At 67.5% G+C, this 17,930-nt stretch carries 16 protein-coding genes and 1 pseudogene; 5 read left to right on the top strand and 12 right to left on the bottom strand.

The window, feature by feature from the left end:
• Positions 1-32: 32 nt before the first annotated feature.
• The gene (locus tag AC07YH_RS22390; RefSeq protein ID WP_494749132.1) at positions 33-872 is read left to right on the top strand and encodes a thymidylate synthase; all 840 of its coding nucleotides are present in this window, start codon (positions 33-35) and stop codon (positions 870-872) included.
• Positions 869-1,378, top strand: coding sequence for a dihydrofolate reductase (locus AC07YH_RS22385; protein WP_494749131.1), 510 nt, complete (start codon positions 869-871; stop codon positions 1,376-1,378). The genes AC07YH_RS22390 and AC07YH_RS22385 overlap by 4 nt, the downstream gene beginning before the upstream one ends.
• Here the strand turns inward: AC07YH_RS22385 and AC07YH_RS22380 are convergent.
• Positions 1,375-1,791 carry a hypothetical protein gene (locus tag AC07YH_RS22380; protein ID WP_494749130.1) on the bottom strand — a complete coding sequence of 139 codons (417 nt, stop codon included), beginning with the start codon at positions 1,789-1,791 and terminating at the stop codon, positions 1,375-1,377. The two genes, AC07YH_RS22385 and AC07YH_RS22380, sit on opposite strands and share 4 nt — an antisense overlap.
• 82 nt (positions 1,792-1,873) lie before the next feature.
• Entirely contained in the window at positions 1,874-2,893 is a 1,020-nt protein-coding gene (locus tag AC07YH_RS22375) for a hypothetical protein (protein WP_494749129.1), read from the bottom strand.
• A gap of 345 nt (positions 2,894-3,238) precedes the next feature.
• Between AC07YH_RS22375 and AC07YH_RS22370 the strand changes: the two genes are divergently transcribed.
• On the top strand, positions 3,239-4,150 hold the full coding sequence (locus tag AC07YH_RS22370) for an SMP-30/gluconolactonase/LRE family protein (RefSeq protein ID WP_494749128.1): 912 nt from the start codon (positions 3,239-3,241) through the stop codon (positions 4,148-4,150).
• A 212-nt stretch (positions 4,151-4,362) separates the two neighbouring features.
• Positions 4,363-5,154, top strand: coding sequence for an SDR family NAD(P)-dependent oxidoreductase (locus AC07YH_RS22365; RefSeq protein WP_494749127.1), 792 nt, complete (start codon positions 4,363-4,365; stop codon positions 5,152-5,154).
• A gap of 203 nt (positions 5,155-5,357) precedes the next feature.
• On the opposite strand, the gene AC07YH_RS22360 is transcribed toward AC07YH_RS22365, so the two are convergent.
• The 5 genes from AC07YH_RS22360 to AC07YH_RS22340 all read right to left on the bottom strand — a co-directional run bounded on the left by AC07YH_RS22360 (position 5,358) and on the right by AC07YH_RS22340 (position 9,448).
• Positions 5,358-6,449: an NADH:flavin oxidoreductase gene (locus tag AC07YH_RS22360; protein WP_494749126.1), complete on the bottom strand. Its 1,092-nt coding sequence runs from the start codon at positions 6,447-6,449 to the stop codon at positions 5,358-5,360.
• A 79-nt stretch (positions 6,450-6,528) separates the two neighbouring features.
• Positions 6,529-7,740: an acyl-CoA dehydrogenase family protein gene (locus AC07YH_RS22355; protein WP_494749125.1), complete on the bottom strand. Its 1,212-nt coding sequence runs from the start codon at positions 7,738-7,740 to the stop codon at positions 6,529-6,531.
• A 6-nt stretch (positions 7,741-7,746) separates the two neighbouring features.
• Complete coding sequence (locus AC07YH_RS22350) at positions 7,747-8,037, bottom strand: putative quinol monooxygenase (RefSeq protein ID WP_494749124.1); 291 nt, start codon at positions 8,035-8,037, stop codon at positions 7,747-7,749.
• 289 nt (positions 8,038-8,326) lie between these two features.
• On the bottom strand, positions 8,327-8,641 hold the full coding sequence (locus tag AC07YH_RS22345) for a hypothetical protein (protein ID WP_494749123.1): 315 nt from the start codon (positions 8,639-8,641) through the stop codon (positions 8,327-8,329).
• 111 nt (positions 8,642-8,752) lie between these two features.
• Entirely contained in the window at positions 8,753-9,448 is a 696-nt protein-coding gene (locus tag AC07YH_RS22340) for a TerB family tellurite resistance protein (protein ID WP_494621777.1), read from the bottom strand.
• Positions 9,449-9,731: 283 nt separating this feature from the next.
• On the opposite strand from AC07YH_RS22340, the gene AC07YH_RS22335 reads away from it, so the two are divergent.
• Positions 9,732-10,595, top strand: coding sequence for a hypothetical protein (locus AC07YH_RS22335; protein WP_494749122.1), 864 nt, complete (start codon positions 9,732-9,734; stop codon positions 10,593-10,595).
• A gap of 15 nt (positions 10,596-10,610) precedes the next feature.
• Here AC07YH_RS22335 and AC07YH_RS22330 read toward each other — a convergent pair.
• The 5 genes and pseudogenes from AC07YH_RS22330 to metH all read right to left on the bottom strand — a co-directional run.
• Positions 10,611-10,724, bottom strand: a pseudogene (locus AC07YH_RS22330) (hypothetical protein); the annotation flags it as partial.
• Complete coding sequence (locus tag AC07YH_RS22325) at positions 10,720-12,162, bottom strand: GH1 family beta-glucosidase (RefSeq protein ID WP_494749121.1); 1,443 nt, start codon at positions 12,160-12,162, stop codon at positions 10,720-10,722. The gene AC07YH_RS22325 and the pseudogene AC07YH_RS22330, both read right to left, overlap by 5 nt.
• Before the next feature lie 74 nt (positions 12,163-12,236).
• Positions 12,237-14,402 (bottom strand): putative bifunctional diguanylate cyclase/phosphodiesterase, encoded by a 2,166-nt coding sequence (locus AC07YH_RS22320; RefSeq protein WP_494749120.1) that lies wholly within the window; start codon positions 14,400-14,402, stop codon positions 12,237-12,239.
• Between the two features lie 190 nt (positions 14,403-14,592).
• A complete protein-coding gene (locus AC07YH_RS22315) occupies positions 14,593-15,060 on the bottom strand; it encodes a DUF805 domain-containing protein (RefSeq protein WP_494749119.1) in 468 nt (155 codons plus the stop codon).
• A gap of 151 nt (positions 15,061-15,211) precedes the next feature.
• Positions 15,212-17,881: a methionine synthase gene (gene metH, locus AC07YH_RS22310; RefSeq protein WP_494749118.1), complete on the bottom strand. Its 2,670-nt coding sequence runs from the start codon at positions 17,879-17,881 to the stop codon at positions 15,212-15,214.
• Between the last annotated feature and the right edge of the window lie 49 nt (positions 17,882-17,930).

The following is a 17,930-nucleotide window of genomic DNA, read 5'->3' as shown; positions in this document are numbered from 1 at the left end:
CAACACCGCGATTCGCGACCACACTGGCGGCCATGACCACCGCCGTCCTCGACGCCCCGAAAGCCGCCGCCGATCATCCCGAACGGCAGTACCTGGCCCTGCTCGCCGACATCCTCGAAAACGGCGTGCAGCGCGGCGATCGCACGGGCACGGGCACGCTGGGCGTCTTCGGCCGGCAGATCCGTTTCGACCTGGCCAAGGGCTTCCCGGTCCTGACCACCAAGAAGCTGCACCTGCGCTCGATCTTCATCGAGCTCTTGTGGTTCCTGAAGGGCGACACCAACATCGCCTATCTCAAGGACAACGGCGTGCGCATCTGGGACGAGTGGGCCGACGAGAACGGCGACCTGGGCCCCGTCTACGGCAAGCAATGGCGCTCGTGGGCCACGCCCGACGGTCGCGTGATCGACCAGATCAGCAATCTCGTCGAGAACCTGAAGACCAATCCCAACAGCCGCCGCCACATCGTCACGGCCTGGAACCCGGCCGATGTCGACGACATGGCCCTTCCGCCCTGCCACTGCCTGTTCCAGTTCTTCGTCGCCGACGGGAAACTGAGCTGCCAGCTATACCAGCGCAGCGCCGACGTGTTTCTGGGCGTGCCGTTCAACATCGCCAGCTACGCCCTGCTGACCCTGATGGTCGCCAAGGTCGTCGGCCTGGAGCCGGGTGAGTTCGTCCACACCTTCGGCGACGCCCACCTGTATCTCAACCACCTGGACCAGGCCCGCGAGCAGCTGCAGCGCGAGCCGTTCGACTTCCCGACCCTGAAGATCGCCGACAAGCGCGACCTGTTCGCCTTCGACTACGAGGACTTCACCCTGGAAGGCTACCAGGCCCATCCGCACATCAAGGCCGAGGTCTCGGTTTGATCGGTCTGGCTCTGGTCGTCGCCCGCGCCGCCAACGGCGTGATCGGTCGGGACGGCGACCTGCCCTGGCGGCTGAAGTCGGACCTGGCCCTGTTCAAGGCCAACACCCTGGGCAAGCCGATCATCATGGGCCGCAAAACCTGGGACAGCCTGCCCAGAAAGCCCCTGCCCGGCCGCATGAACATCGTGCTGACCCGCGACCAGAGCTTCGAGCCTCAGGACGCGGTGGCCTGCGAGACCTGGATGGAAGCCGTCCAGATCGCCAAGGAACAGGCGGCTGACGACGAAGCCGAGGAGGTCTGCGTGATCGGCGGCCGTGCCCTGTTCGAGCTGGCCCTGCCGAAGGCCAAGCGGCTCTACATCACCGAGGTGGCGGCGGAGGTCGAGGGCGACGTCCACTTCCCCGACTTCGACGAGAGCGCATGGACCGAGGTCCGGCGCGAGGAACACGCGGCCGGCGAAGGCGACGACCACGCGTTCGTGTTCCGGGTGCTGGAGCGGCGCTAGTTCGCCGGCAGCGGCAGCGGCTTCTTCTCAAGCTCAGCGATCTTGCGCGTCTTCAGCAGCTTGCCCGTGCAGGCCTGGAAGACGATCTCGACCTCGCCGCCCTTGCCGGCCTCGGGCATGGCGAACTTGGCCGGGCCGATCCGCTGGGCGGTGATCACCGTATTACCCTTGTCGGTCTTGCTCCAGGCCAGCAGCGTATGGACGCCGGTGTCGCCGAAGCGCTTCTGCAGATCGCGATCGAAGGTCTTGTGGATCGCGCCGTCGACGACCGGCTTCCACTGATCGTTCTTCATCGCCGGGCAGCTGGCCCGCGTCGGCATCGCCTTAGACTTCGACCACGGCATCGAGGGCACGGCCGCGCAGCCCGTCAGCACCAGACCCGCCGCCGCGACCGCCAAAACAGATACCCGCATTACCCAGAATCCCTTGTCCGTACTTCAGCCCACGCTCACCGCGAAATCGTGGCGGGCGCAAGGCCCCAATCACTCGGCGAACTCAGTCGTCGGTGAAGTAGTCGGCGATCGCCGCGTCCACCGTTTCCAGCGCGAACTTCGGCGAGGCGGCCTGCTCCAGCGCCCGGCGGATCTGCCAGGCGCTGCGGCCGACATGGACGCCCATGCCGCGCAGCTCGGCGACGATGGCCTCGCGCGTGGCTTCCTCGACGGTCTCGTTGTTGCGCAGGCGCGCCTGATCCAGCCGCCAGCCGAAGAAGCTGTCGGGGATCAGCTCGACCACCGCGCCCGGCGCGGGCAGCCACTCATAGAGGGCCGTACGCTGGTCGACCGCGCAGTCCAGGTAGTTGACCAGGCAGTTGCGGTAACGGCGCGCGGCGTCGCGGACGGCCGCGGCGGTCTCCAGCGGTCGCAGGCGCGGGGTGCCCGGATGGGGCGGCGGCGGCAGCTCGCGGCGGAAGTCCTCGGCCACCAGGGTGAACAGCGCCTTGGGCGTAGGGACGTGACCCCAGGCGGCGATCCGCTGGGCCAACAGCTCGGGCGACAGACGCTTCTTCAGCACCGCGTGGGCCTCCGCCAGCAGGGCGGCCTGGGCGGGACTGACGCGCAGGGCCACGCCGCCGACCTCGCGCAGCTCGGCCGGCAGCGCCGCGAGAGCGCGGACGAGGTCCGGCGTGATCACCTCGGCGTGGCGTAGGGTCTTGGCCGGTGCGGGATCGGCCAGCAGCTGCGCCAGAGCGCGGTAGTCCTCAGACGCCCAGGCGATCTCGCCCAGGTGCTCCAGCGCCCGGCGCAGGCCGGCGGGCGCGGCGTCTTCCAGGGCCAGGGCGATGGCCTTGCGCAGGGACAGGTCCATCAGCCCGACGACGTCGATGGGCGGGCCGCCATGGGGTTCAGCGGCCAGCATCAGGCATATCAGGTGGCGTCGCGCCGCCGGGGCGGTGACGAAGGCGGTATGGGGCGCGGGCCACAGGGCGGCCAGCACGTCGGCATAGGCCGGCGCGATCAGGCGTAGCAAAGGCGAGGCGACGGAGGTCGTACTCGCGAGGGACAGGACGGTCATTGAAAAGCTCCGGCGGCGGCCGGAGCGGCCGCGGCTAGCGGTAGAGACGCGAGAGGTTTGCGGATCGGCGGCGCGACATCGACGGCGCACGCCAACCCGCCTTCGGCGGTGCTTTGGTCTGTGCGGTGGCGAGGGTCATGCGGCGGATCGGCTCCCGGAGCTGGTTTGGAGGCTGGCTGATCCCACGATCGACGACTCGCGACAAGTCCCGAGAACACCGTTCACGCACGCGCGGTGGTTGCTGTGACCCGCACGACACGGTTCGCCGAACGGAACCCTCGCCAGGTTCAAACGGGCGTTTATAGTCGTCGCCAGCGCTCATCAGAGGCGCATAGGGAGACGTCGATGGACATCCAGCTGGTCGCCGAAGGTCTGCAATTCCCCGAAGGTCCGATCGCCGTGGCCGACGGCTCGGTGATCCTCACCGAGATCCAGGGCCAGCGCCTGATGCGGGTCTGGCCGGACGGCCGCAAGGAGACGGTCGCCGAGACCGGCGGCGGTCCCAATGGCGCGGCGATCGGGCCGGACGGTGCGCTCTATGTCACGAATAACGGCGGCGCCTTCCAGTTCTTCGAGGCCAATGGGCTGAACATCCCCGGCCCTACCCCGCCGACGCATACGGGCGGCTCGATCCAGCGCGTGGACATCGCCACCGGCGCGATCACCACGCTTTACACCGAGTGCGACGGCAAGGCGCTGGTCGGTCCCAACGACCTGGTCTTCGACAAGCAGGGCGGCTTCTGGTTCACCGACCACGGCTGCTCGACGCCGGAAGGCCGCAAGTACGGCGCGCTGTACTACGCCCTGGCCGACGGCTCGAAGATCACGCGCTGGCGCGACCACTTCGTCTCGCCCAACGGCGTGGGCCTCTCGCCCGACGAGAAGACCGTCTACATGGCCGACACCATGCTGGGCCGGCTGTGGTCGTTCGACATCGCCTCGCCCGGCGTGCTGGCCGATCCCCTGCCCCTGCAGCCCGGCAACGTGGTCTGCAACCTGCCGGGCTACCAACTGCTGGACAGCCTGGCGGTCGAGGCCGGCGGCAAGGTCTGCGTGGCGACGATCATCAATGGCGGCGTCACCGCCTTCGACCCGGACGGCTCGACCGAGCACTACGCCTTCCCGGACGTGATCGTGACCAACATCTGCTTCGGCGGGGCCGACCTGCGCGACGCGTGGATCACGGCTTCGGGGACCGGCAAGCTCTACAAGGCCCGCTGGCCGCGTCCGGGCCTGAAGTTGAACTTCAACGCGTAAGATCCTCCCCCTCTGGGGGAGGTGGCCCGAAGGGCCGGAGGGGGCAAGCTCGGCCTGGGCCGGCGATGCCCCCTCAGTCGCTCCGCGACAGTTCCCCCGAGAGGGAAGCATCCAAATCATGAACTGAAGTCACAAGTCCTGTGCCTAGCCACGGCGTAGTTCTGCGTCGTGGCGGGCCCATCTTGGATCCGTCAAAGCAACGGAGCCCAGCGATGGACCTCAAACTGAACGACAAGACCGCGCTGGTGACCGGCTCGACCGCCGGCATTGGCCTGGAAATCGCCCGCACCCTGGCCGTCGAAGGCGCCAAGGTGTTCGTCACCGGCCGCACCCAGGACAAGCTGGACGAGGCCCTGGCCAGTATCCGCGCCTCGGGCGGCAAGAATGTTGAGGGCGTGCTCGCCGACGCGGCCACCGCTGATGGCTCGACGGCCATCCTCAAGGCCGTCCCCTCGGTCGATATCCTGGTCAACAACCTCGGCATCTACGAGATGAAGGCCTTCGCCGACATCGCCGACGAGGACTGGCTGAAGCTGTTCGAAGTCAACGTCATGAGCGGCGTGCGTCTGTCGCGCGGCTACTTCCCGGGCATGCTGGAGCGCGACTGGGGCCGGGTGATCTTCATCTCGTCGGAGTCGGGTCTCGCGATCCCCGGCGAGATGGTCCACTACGGCATGACCAAGAGCGCCCAGCTGGCCGTCGCGCGCGGCATGGCCCAGCAGACCAAGGGCACCGGCGTCACCGTCAATTCGGTGCTGCCGGGCCCGACCCGCGCGGCCGGCATCTTCGAGTTCCTGAAGAGCGTTTCGGCCAATCCGAACGGCACGGCCGACGAGCACGAGGCCGAGTTCTTCGAGAAGCACCGCACCTCGTCGCTGCTGCAACGGATGATCGAGCCGCAGGAGATCGCCAGCCTGGTGGCCTATGTGGCGAGCCCGCTGTCGGCGGCCACCAACGGCGCTTCGCTGAAGGCTGAGGGCGGTCTGGTGACGACGATCGCTTAGGGACTAAGCGGCGGGAGGAGCGTCAGCCCCCGCTCCCCCGCCTACTCCCGCAGGAAGGCGCCGGCGACCAGCAGCGCCATCGCCAGAAGCGCAAGCAAACCGGACAGATAGGGCAACCAGGACATCGTCGTCTCCCTCTCGTGAGCGGGACGACGATGATCCGGGGCCGGCCTGAGGCACAGCCCCGGAACAGGGGGTGTCGGCTAGTACAGCGTACCGAGCGCGGCGCGTTCGAAGTTCTGCAGTTCGTCCTCGCGGCCGTCGCGGATCTTCACGACCCATTCCGGATCCTGCAGCAGGGCGCGGCCGACGCCGACCAGGTCGAACTCGCCGCGCTCCAGGCGCTCCAGCAGGCCGTCGATCGAGGCGGGCTGGCTGCCCTCCCCGCCGAACGCGGCGATGAACTCGCCCGACAGGCCCACCGAACCCACCGTGATGGTCGGCGCGCCGGTCAGCTTCTTGGCCCAGCCGGCGAAGTTCAGGTCACTGCCCTCGAATTCCGGCTCCCAGAAGCGGCGTTGCGAGCAGTGGAAGATGTCGGCCCCGGCGTCGGCCAGCGGCTGCAGCCAGGCTTCCAGCAGTTGCGGGGTCTCGGCGTTCTTGACCGCATAGTCCTGCTGCTTCCACTGCGACAGGCGGATGATCACCGGATAGTCGGGACCCACGGCGGCGCGGACGGCTTTGAGGATCTCGGCGGCGAACTTGCTGCGGTCGGCGATGGTCGCGCCGCCGAACAGGTCGTCGCGGACATTGGTGCCGTTCCAGAAGAACTGGTCGATCAGATAGCCGTGGGCGCCATGCAGCTCGATGGCGTCGAAGCCCAGGCGCTTGGCGTCCGCGGCGGCCGTGGCGAACGCGGCGATGGTGTCGGCCACATCCTCGTCGCTCATCGGCTCGGTGAACTGCGCGCCGCCGGCCTTGGAAAGACCCGAGGGGCTGTCGACCTTGCCCAGCTGCGCCGTGCCCTTGGCCGAGCCCACGTGCCACAGCTGCGGAGCGATCAGGCCGCCGGCGGCGTGGACCTCGTCGACCACCTTCTTCCAGGCGGCCAGCTCGGCGTCGCCGTGGAAGCGCGGCACGTTGGCGTCGTTCAGCGAGGCCGGACGGGCCACGCCCGTGCCCTCGGTGACGATCAGGCCGACTTGGCCTTCCGCGCGACGACGGTAGTAGGCGGCGACATCGTCGGTGGCCACGCCGCCGGGCGAGAACGACCGCGTCATCGGCGCCATCACCGTCCGGTTGGGCAGCTTCAGCGACTTGAATTCGAACGGCTTGAACAGGGCGTCGAGCGACATGGGGGATTCCGAAACAGGAGGTGTTGCGCGCGATCCAAACACCTGTTCGGACCGCGCGCCATAGAGAAAAACTGAGGCGCTAGAGTCCCAGCACCATCTTGGCCATGATGTTGCGCTGGATCTCGTTCGATCCCGCGTAGATCGAGGCCTTGCGGTAGTTGAAATAGGCCGGCGCCGCCGGAGCCGCGTAGTCCGGCCCCGCCCGCAGTTCGTTGCTCTTGGACCAGGGGTCCTCGACAAACGGCGCGACGTAGGTCCCGACCGCCTCGAGCGTCAGCTCGGTGATCGCCTGCTGGTACTCCGAGCCCACGCATTTCAGCATCGACGAGGCCGGACCGATCGCCTTGCCGGTCGTGCGGCCGGTGAACACCCGCAGCTCGGTGGCGTTCAGCGCCTCGACCTGGATCTCCAGATTGGTGATCTTGCTGCGGAAGTCGGCGTCGTCGATCAGCCGGCCGCCGTCATCGGCCAGCTCCATCGCGGCGATGCGCTTGACCTTCTTGAGCATGTTCATCAGGCCCGGCGCGTAGGCGTTGCCGCGCTCGAACTCGAGCAGATACTTGGCATAGGTCCAGCCCTTGTTCTCCTCGCCGATGCGGTTGGACACCGGCACCCGGACATTGTCGAAGAAGACCTGATTGATCTCCTGCTCGCCCTGCGGCGGGCCGTCCAGGGTGACCAGCGGCTTGATCTGGATGCCGGGCGTGTCCATCCGCAGCAGCAGGAACGAGATGCCTTCCTGCGGCTTGCCCTCCGACGAGGTGCGGACCAGGCAGAACATCCAGTCGGCCCATTGGGCGTGGGTGGTCCAGATCTTCGAGCCGTTGAGGACGTAATCGTCGCCGTCCCGCTCGGCCTTCATCTGCAGGGACGCCAGGTCCGATCCCGAGCCGGGTTCCGAATAGCCCTGGCACCACCAGATGTCGGACTTCAGGATCGGCGGCAGGTGCTGGGCCTTCTGCTCGGGGATGCCGAACGCCATGATCACCGGCGCGACCATCTTCAGGCCCATCGGCGAGGACGTCGGCACACCGGCCAGGCTCATCTCCATGTTGAAGATGTAGCGTTGCGAGGTCGAAAACCCCGCCCCGCCCAGCTCGACCGGCCAGTCCGGCGCGGCCCAGCCCCGATCGGCCAGCTTCTTCTGCCAGGCCACCTGGCCGGCCTTGTCGAGATAGCCGTTCTTGGACTGGCTGAACTGCTTGCGCAGACCCTCGTCATAGGCGGTCGCGATCCAGTCGCGGACCTCCTGCTGGAAGGCCAGGTCCTCGGGCGAGAAGGCCAGGTCCATCGCCGCCTACTCCACGGCGTCCAGATATTCGATGACCGGCGCGGCGGCCATGGTCGGCCCCATCGCGGCGCCGGCGGCCTTGAAATAGTCCGTGCCGCCGTGGGCCTTCAGCGCGTCGGTCGAGGCGTACAGCTCCAGGACCTTATAGACGCCCTCTTCGGTGCGCGACTTGGTCAGCTGATAGACGAGACAACCCGGCTCGTTGGCCTTCACCTTGTTCTGGAGATCCAGGAACACCTTCTCGAAATCCGAAGCCTTGTCCGGCTGGACCTTCAGAACCGCGACGACACCGATCATGCTTACCTCCCAACGCTTGTTTGAACGGAAGGATGGGGGAGCAAGGCGGCGGGGGCAAGGGCTCGTTTGAAACCCTCTCTCATAGAGAGAGGGAGGGACCCGCCGCCGCAGGCGGTGGGAGGGTGAGAGGTTTCACCGCCAGCCGGAGAAACCTCGCACGTTCAGGCAGGCGTTCGAGCCGCTGATAGCTGTCTTTGTCTGAGTTTCATTCGGTGAGGGTGTAACCTCTCACCCTCCCACGCCTACGGCGCGGGTCCCTCCCTCTATGAGAGAGGGTTTTCTCGGTGAATTACGACCGCTCGTTCCAGCCGTACGCGACCCACGAGTGGCCGCCGACATTGCGGGCTTCGATCAAGCTGGGATCGCCCGCCGGGGCCTTGGCGACCTTGCGGCCACGGAAGGCGAAGGCGGCGAGGCCGAAAAGGGCGCTGCCGAGGAAGCCGACCGCCACGACGGTAGCGGCGAAGATGACCGCAAGGACCGCGCCGATCACCACAGCGACCGAGGTCGCGAGCGCGCCGGCCATCCAGGCCAGGCTGTGGAAGGGCGAAGCTGCGGCGCCTTGGCTGCTCATCTTGATCCTCTCGTCCGCGCTCATGATCAACAAAGTTGGTTCATGAGCGCTGAACCGCAACTGAACACCCGCCGAACCCGGAAGAAAAGCCTTTTTCGGCGCCTTACGGGGGCGGCGGATGGTCTCAATTCACCCGCGACCTCAACCCGCCGCGGCCAGACCCAGTTCCCGGCGTTCTTGCATCACCGTCGTGAAGGCGGCGTTGATGGCGGCGGCCTTGGCCTCGGCGACCTCGATGAACTCGGTCGGCAAGCCGCGCGCGCGGGCCCGGTCGGGGTGGGCGCTGGACAGAGCCAGCTTCCAGGCCTTGCGCACCGTGGCGTCGTCGGCGTCGGCCGGCACTTCCAGGATGGCGTACGGATCGTCCTTGCCGACGCCCAGATGGGTGGCGCGCAGGCGGCGGAACGACAGCGGCGACATGCCGAACAGGTCCGAGACCCGCTCGAGATAATCGAGCTCGTCCTGGGTCACCACGCCGTCGGACTTGGCGATGTGGAACAGGCCATCGACCACGTCTTCCAGCAGCTGCGGGCAAGTGCTGTAGCGCTTGGCCAGACGCCGGGCGTAGCTCTCGAAGCCGTGAGTCGTCTGGCGGGCCAGATCGTACAGGCGATGGATGTTCTGCTCCGACGCCGGGTCGGGCTGGAACACCTCGGTGAAGGCCAGGAATTCGCTGCCGTCCGCGCGACCGTCGACCTTGGCCAACTTCGCGCCCAGGGCGGTGACGGCGGTCGAGAACGCCGGGTCCTCGCCAGGCAGACCGCTCGGACATTCCGTGCAGTCAGCCAGGTCCAGGCGCCGGGCGGCGATGCTCGCGATGTTGCGCCAGAAGGTCATGGAGCGCCTCGAAACCAGCGACAGACGTTAGAAATACGCATGACGGGCCGATACGGATCACCCCGTCACGGTGCTTCTAGCACAATGAGAATGATCGTTCACATGACTTTAGTGCAATGCGGCGAAACGGCTCGACGCTGCGACAAAGGCGGGCGACGAGGGAGCCGATCGCGCGTTCGCTCGTTATGGCCACGCTTGACCGCTCATGGCCACGCAACGGTCCCATTCCCGACCGAAATGCTCTAGTCAGACTCGACCTATTGTAAAAAGGACATCCGCCCGCATGGCGAACGCCCTCTTCCTCGCTCTCGCGCTCCTGGCCCAGGACGGCCAAACGTCCCAGGGCCCCAATGCTCCGCCGACCGACGAGTACGGCTATGTCGCCTGGTGCTACGGCGCCCTGGGCGGCTACGCCAACCTGTACGATCGCGTGATGCCGGAGGTGACGCGGATCGAGAAGGCGTTCCCGGGTCCCGACGGCGTCGCCGCCTCGCTGAAGACCTATCCGGAAATGCGCGCGCAGGCGCAGAAGGACCTCAAGACCTTCGCCTCGGCGATCACGGCGGCCGAGAAGGCTAGCCCGCGCCCGATCTCGGAATATGGCGGCTCGCAAGTCAAGCGCGGCCAGGCCGTCTGGCAAGGCTCCGACACGGTCGACAAGGCCCGTCTGGCCCAGATGTGGATGAGCTGGAGCCCGCCCGGCGACTGCGAGAAGCGCGCCAAGGCGCTTGAGATGAAGTCGAGCATCCTGGGCAAGGCGCTGAACTACAACAACGCCGCGTCGGCGACGAAGAGCGCGCCGGAGGCCCCTGCCCCGGCGCCCGCGCCTGAAGCGCCCCCGCCCGCGGCTCCGGAGCCTGTCGCCCCGCCGGTCCAGGAACCTGCGCCGACGCCGGTCGCCGAAACCAAGCCGGCTCCGACGCCGAAGCCAGCCGTCGCCAAGCCTGCGCCGGTGAAGGCCGAGACCAAACCTGCCCCCGCCGCCAAGCCGCCAGTCAAGGCTGCGGCCCCCGCCCCGGCCAAGAAGCTGCCCCCGATCGGCGGCAACGAGGTGATCGTCGATCCGGTCAACCCCGTCCCCTGCGCCGGCAGCCTCGTCCCCGCCAAGCGCGGCGGCCGCGACGTGCTGATCTGCAAGGCGGACTAAACCACACAAACACTTGTCATCCCGGAAGCCTCGCAGAGGCTGTCCGGGACCCAGGGGTCGACGCATTGCGGTTGCCCCTGGGTCCCGGCTCTCCGCTTCGCTGCGGCCGGGATGACAAGCTGTTTTACGGCTTTAAGGGCAGTAAGCCCGTCTCCGCCAACGCCTTGAACCACCGATACGACGCCTTCGGCGTCCGCACGCCCGTCGTCCGGTCCATCGCCACCAGGCCGAACTTCGAGGTGTAGCCCAGGTCCCATTCGAAGTTGTCGATCAGGGTCCACTCGAAATAGCCGCCGACCTCGCAGCCGGCCTCGCGGGCGGCCAGCACCGCCTCCAGGTGGCGGCGCAGATAGGTGATCCGGAACTGGTCATTCAGGATCGCCGGACCGCTGCCGAACGGGTCCGAGCAGCCGTTCTCGGTCACCATCATCTTCGGCGCGCCATATTCGCGGCGCACGCGGTCCAGCACCTCGAACAGGCCGGACGGATCGATGTGGCGGCCGAAGGCGTCCAGCTCCGCGCCCTTGGGCGGGTTGGCCGGGGCGATCTTGCTGGGCGAGCTGAGGTCCAGCCGCACATAGGCCGGCGCGTAATAGTTCACGCCCAGGAAATCGACCGGCTGCTTCACCGTCTTGAGGTCGCCGTCCTGCACGACGCCCTTGAGCAGGTCGTCCATGTCCTTGGGGTAGGTCCCCTTGAACAGGGGATCGAGCCACGCCTTGTTCCACAGCGCGTCCAGGCCGTCGGAGGCCAGTCGGTTCCAGGGCAGTCCTCCCGCCGGCCGGCAGGGTTGCAGCGCCATGGTCGTTCCGACCTGCAGACCACTCGCTCCGGTCCGCAGCGCCTGCATGGCCAACCCCTGGCCCAGGTTCATGTGGTGGACGACCTTGCCCAGCAGGTTGATGTCCTTCAGCCCCGGCGCGTGCTCGCCCAGCACGTGGCCGAAGACGGCGTGCACCGCCGCCTCGTTGAGGATGATGTAGTTCTTCAGCCGGTCGCCCAACTTCTCGACCACCGCATGGGCGTAGTCGGCGAAGCGCAGCGCCGTATCGCGATTGGCCCAACCGCCCATCCCCTGCAGGCCCTGCGGCAGATCCCAGTGGAACAGCGTGGCGTACGGCGTGACGCCCTTGGCCAGCAGGGCGTCGACCAGCTTTGAGTAGTGGTCGAGCCCGGCGGCGTTCACCGCCCCCTGCCCGGTCGGCAACACCCGCGACCAACTGATCGAGAAGCGATAGGCGTCCAGCCCCGCCCCGGCGATCAGATCGACATCTTCCTGGAAGCGACGATAGCTGTCGGTGGCCACCGTGGCGTCCGACTTGTCCTTCACGTGGCCGGGAACCTTCTCGAACAGGTCCCAGACGCTGGGCCTACGCCCGTCGGCCGCCTGCGAGCCCTCGGTCTGGAAAGCCGCCGTGGCCACGCCCCAGACGAAGTCCTTGGGAAACTGCCGGCTCTTGGGCTTGAGGTCCGTTTCGTGCCGGGGCTCGCAGCCTGAAAGACCCATAGCCGCGCCGCCCAGCGCCAACGCGCCCAGAGCCCGCCGGCTGACGCCTGACCGTTCCATCGTCCCCTCCCGTCTTGTCGTTGGGAGGGAGGATGCGGGCGGGTTGTGGATTTGGCTAGTTCACCCGGCGGCAGCTAGCGAACCGTGGCGGCCTCGCGCACGCCGGCGATGGCGTCGGCCGGCATCGGGCGGCCCAGCAGGAACCCTTGGAACTCGGTGCAGCCCAGCTTCACCAGGGCGTCGAGTTGGCCTTGGGTCTCGACGCCTTCTGCCGTGGTCTTCAGGCCCAGCGACTTGGCCAGGCTGACGATGGCGCTGGCGACAGCCATGCTCTCGCTGTTGCCCGGCAGGCTGGAGACGAACGAGCGGTCGATCTTCAGCTTGTCGATCGGATGGCGGCGCAGATAGGCCAAGCTGGCATAGCCGGTGCCGAAATCGTCCAGGGCCAGGCGGAAGCCCAGGCGCTTGAGGCGGCGCAGGGCCTCGTGGACGCCGTCGCTGTCCTTCAGCAGGGCCGTTTCGGTGATCTCCAGCATGAAGACGTCGGCCCGGGCCCCGGTTTCGGCCAGGGTGGCGACCATCTCGTCGACGAAGTCGGGGCTCGACAGCTGGATGGCCGAGACGTTGACCGACACCTCCAGGCCCGACCAGCGCAGGCTGTCGTAGCAGGCGCGGCGGAACACCGACGCGCCGACCAGGCCGATCAGGCCGCAGGACTCGGCCAGCGGAATGAAGATGGCGGGCGAGATCTCGCCACGCTCGGGGTGGGTCCAGCGGGCCAGGGCCTCGACGCCGATCATTACGCCCTTGGCGTCCATCAGCGGCTGGTAGGCCACGGCCAGGGCGTCGCTTTCCAGGGTGGTGCGCAGGTCGCGCTCCAACCCTTTGCGCAGGCGCAGGGCCGCGTCCATCTCGGGCTCGAAGAAGGCGAAGCGCCCGCGACCGGCTTCCTTGGCGCGGTAGAGGGCGACATCGGCCTGGCGCAGCAGCTCGGCCTGGCCTTGCTCCGCGTCGGAGACCACCGCCACGCCGACCGAGCACGACAGCTGGGCCCGGCCGATGGTGAGATCAACCTCGCCCGACAGGCCCTCGACCACGCGCTGGGCCATGGTGGCCGCGCCGGCGGGGGAGGTGTCGGGGAGGATGATGGCGAACTCGTCGCCGCCCAGGCGGCAGATGGTGTCGGTCTCGCGGCAGATATGCTTCAGCCGGCGGGCGACCTCGCGGATCAGTTGGTCGCCGGCGTCGTGGCCGTAGCTGTCATTGACCTCCTTGAACCGGTCGAGGTCGATGCACAGCACGCCCAGATGGCCCGGCTTGCGGCGCAGCAGCGCGTGGGCGTGGACCAGGCGATCGGTGAACAGGGTGCGGTTGGCCAGGCCCGTCAGCGGGTCGTGCAGCGCCAGGTGCTTGGCCTCGGCCTCGCTCAGCAGCAGCTTCTTGGCCGCGCGGCGGGTGATGCGGAACAGCAGGAACGAGCCGGCGGCGGCGGCCAGCACGGCTAGGGCCAGCATCGGGGTGGCCGACTTCAGCAGCTCCTCGCCCGGCTGGCGCGGGGTCCAGCGCAGGACGATGCGGCGGCCGTCGGCGGCCTTGCCCAGGATGGCCTGGGCGGCCTTGGTGTGGACGGCCTCCGGCTTGACGATCTCGATATGGGCGTCGTGCAGCAGGAAGCGGTCGGAGAAGGTCTTGATGACGCTGTTGGCCACCGGAATGCCGGTCACCAGCAGCGGCGCGCGCGGCCCGCGGGTCTTGGCCTTCAGGTCGGGGCGGACCAGCGAGACGGTGATCAGCACCGGCTCGTCGCCGATCAGCTCGACGCGGCTCTTGTGGACGGCGCGAAGCTTGGCGACCTTTTCGGGATCGGTCTCGATCTCGCGGACCGCGTCGACCAGCCGCGTGGTCGGGCCAGCGTAGCGGCGATAGGCGTCGGGCGAGACGTCCTTGCCGTTGATGTGGCCGTAGATCGGCTTGCCGTCGGCGTCGAGGACGAAGACCACCTTGAAGCCCAGCGCCCCGCCCAGCGAAGCGCCGACGTTCTGGCTGGCCCAGGCCGGGTCGTACTGGTTGTCCAGCTTGATGACCGCCTCGTCCCAGATGACGTAGGGATTGAGGGCCGTCTGGATCTCCTGGCCGCGCTGACGCAGGCCGTTGCCAACCAGGGTCTGCTCGTACTGGCGCTCGCGCAGGTCGGCGTGGCGAGTGGCGACGGTCAGAGCGACACCGGCGAGCAGGATCATGCCCGCCGCCATGCCGGCGATCAGGCCAAAGATCTTGAGCTCGATGTTCCGACGATCCATCCCACTCCCCTGAGATGGCGCATCCTTCACAGGAACTCTTGCGGAAATCCTTACCAGGACGAACCGGGGACAATTTTGTCGCACGGCGTTACGCGATTTGGGTTTTGCAGCGTCAGCTCGCCGACACAGCGGGGCAAAACCGCCCAAACTTCGCGCAACGTCGCCGGGCTTCGAGGCCCGGCGCGCGTCGTCAGGCCGCCACGTACGGCGTCGGCACGACCTGAGCGGGCTCCAGCGGCTGAGCTTCCAGGAGCATCTCGTCCGGAAGTCCGTAGTCGTTCTCGCCGGGCGAGCCCCGCATCAGCCCCAGCTCGATCAGCGGCCACAGCTGCACCAGCGGAACCAGCAGCACCAGCAGGAACGCGCCGCTCCGATCGCGGTCGTGGCAGCGCCGGACCAGGGCGGCCAGCAGCAGCCAGGTCGTCGGGATCAGGACCACCAGATAGGCCATGCTGACCGCCTGTTGCCAGATCGCCCAGCCGGCCGTGTGACCCTCGATCACGGCCAGCGGGTGCCAGTTGGGCAAGCCCACCAAGCTCAGCAGGCCATCGCTGGACACCGGGGCCAGGGCGACCAGCGTCGCGCCGGACACCGCCCACCAGAACGTCGAGACGGGGCCACGCCCCAGGAAGCTCGCCAATCGCGCGTAGTTAGACATCACAGACCTCGTCCTTGTTGCCATGGACGGGTCGCTGCAAAAACGCTGCCGCTTATCGCGAGCCAAATAACCCTAGGTAGAGAAAAGTTTCGCGCCAAAATGGTACGAACGCTTTCCTCCTCCCGCCATCGAGGGCGGGAGGCGTATCAAATCAGGCCGCCGCGTCGCGCGCCCGCGCCGCTGGGTCGTAGTTGAGGATCGGCGACAGCCAGCGCTCGGCCGTGGCCAGGTCCCAACCCTTGCGGCGGGCGTAGTCCTCGACCTGGTCGGCGTCGACCTTGCCCACGCCGAAATAGTGCGCCTGCGGGTGGCTGAAATAGAGGCCCGAGACCGCCGCGCCGGGGGTCATGGCGTAGCTCTCGGTCAGCTTCAGGCCGGTGGCGGCCTCGGCGTCCAGCAGCGCGAACAGCGTGCCCTTCTCGGTGTGGTCGGGCTGGGCCGGATAGCCGGGCGCGGGGCGGATGCCCTGGTACTTCTCGGCGATCATCACGTCGGTGTCGGCCGCCTCTTCGGGCGCGTAGCCCCACAGCTCGACGCGGGCCTTGTAGTGCAGCCACTCGGCGAAGGCTTCAGCCAGGCGGTCGGCCAGGGCCGAGGCCATGATGGCGCTGTAGTCGTCGCCGGCGTCCTTGAACTTCTTGACGATCTCGTCCTCGCCATGGCCGGCGGTGACGGCGAAGCCGCCGACATAGTCGCCGCCCTGGCCGATCGGCGCGACGAAGTCCGACAGCGCGACATTGGTCTTGCCCTCACCCTTGTCCATCTGCTGGCGTAGGGTGAACAGGCGCGACAGCTCGGTCGCGCGCGTATCGTCGGTGTAGAGGACAATGTCGTCGCCGTCGGCCTGGGCCGGCCAGAAGCCGATCACGCCCTTGGCCCCGAACCACTTCTCGGCCAGCACCTTGTCGAGCATGGCGCGGGCGTCGCGATAGAGGTCGGTGGCGGCCTCGCCGACCACGTCGTCTTCTAGGATCTGCGGGAAGCGGCCGATCAGCTCCCAGCTGGCGAAGAACGGCGACCAGTCGATGAACGGCACCAGCTCGTCGAGCGTGGGCTCGAAGGTGCGCGCGCCGATGAAGGCCGGCTTGGGCGGGACATAGCCGTCCCAGTCGATGGCGAACTTCTTCTTGCGGGCGTCGGCGATCTTGGTGCGGGCCTTGGCCGTCTGGCCCCGGGCGTACTGCTCGCGGATGCGGACATATTCGGTGCGGGTCTCGGCCTGCAGGCGGTCGCGCTCGGTCGGCGACAGCAGGCCCGAGACCACGCCCACCGCCCGGCTGGCGTCCAGCACATAGGTGGTCGAGCCCTTGTGATAGGCCGGCTCGATCTTGACCGCCGTGTGGGTGCGGCTGGTGGTGGCCCCGCCGATCAGCAGCGGAATGGTGAAGCCCTGGCGTTCCATCTCGGCGGCGACGAACACCATCTCGTCCAACGAGGGCGTGATCAGGCCCGACAGGCCGATCATGTCGACCTTGTGCTTCTTGGCCTCGTCGAGGATGCGGTCGGCCGGGACCATGACGCCCAGGTCGATGACCTCGTAGTTGTTACACTGCAGCACGACGCCGACGATGTTCTTGCCGATGTCGTGGACGTCGCCCTTCACGGTCGCCATCAGCACCTTGCCGGCCGCCTGGCGTTCCTGGCCTTCCTTCTCGGCTTCCATGAACGGTTCCAGCCAGGCCACGGCCTGCTTCATCACGCGGGCCGACTTCACCACCTGCGGCAGGAACATCTTGCCCGAGCCGAACAGGTCGCCGACCACGTTCATGCCGTCCATCAGGTGGCCTTCGATGACGTGCAGCGGCCGCGCGACCGACAGGCGCGCTTCCTCGGTGTCCTCGTTGATGAACTCGGTGATGCCATGGACCAGGGCGTGGGTGATGCGCTCGTTCACCGTGCCTTCGCGCCAAGCCAGGTTGGCGGTCTGGACCTGGCCCTTCTCGCCCTTGTAGCGCGGGGCCATGTCGACCAGGCGCTCGGTGTTGGAGACGTTGGTCCGCTGCGGGCGGTTGAGGATCACGTCCTCGACGGCCTCGCGCAGCTCGGGGTCCAGGGCGTCATAGACCGGCAGGTCGCCGGCGTTGACGATGCCCATGTCCATGCCCGCCGCGATGGCGTGGTACAGGAACACCGAGTGGATCGCCCGGCGCACCGGCTCGTTGCCGCGGAAGCTGAACGACACGTTCGACACCCCGCCCGACACGCGGGCGTAGGGGCAGCGCTTCTTGATCTCGCGCGTACCCTCGATGAAGTCGACGGCGTAGTTGTCGTGCTCCTCGATCCCCGTCGCCACCGCGAAGATGTTGGGGTCGAAGATGATGTCTTCCGGTGGGAAACCCACCTTGTCGACCAGAATGTTGTAGGCCTTTTCGCAGATCTCGATCTTGCGGGCGGCGGTGTCGGCCTGGCCGACCTCGTCGAAGGCCATCACCACCACGGCCGCGCCGTAGCGCAGGCACAGCTTGGCCTGCTCGATGAACTTCTCTTCGCCTTCCTTCATCGAGATCGAATTGACGATCGCCTTGCCCTGGACGCACTTCAGCCCGGCCTCGATCACCTCCCATTTGGAGCTGTCGATCATCACCGGCACGCGGGCGATGTCCGGCTCGGCGGCCATCAGGTTCAGATAGGTGATCATCGCCTGCTTGGAGTCGAGCAGGCCCTCGTCCATGTTGACGTCGATGACCTGGGCGCCGGCCTCGACCTGCTGGCGCGCGACCGACAGCGCGGCCGGATAGTCGCCCTCGACGATCAGCTTCTTGAACTTGGCCGAGCCGGTGACGTTGGTGCGCTCACCGATGTTGACGAAGACGGGTCTCATGGTCGGTCCAAACAATTCGCCCCTCCCCTCGATGGGGAGGGGTTGGGGT

This window comes from Caulobacter sp. GW456-12-1-14-TSB4 (assembly GCF_059424195.1).
The sequence above is the reverse complement of the archived record's forward strand: the minus strand, read 5'-3'. Positions and strand labels throughout refer to the sequence as shown.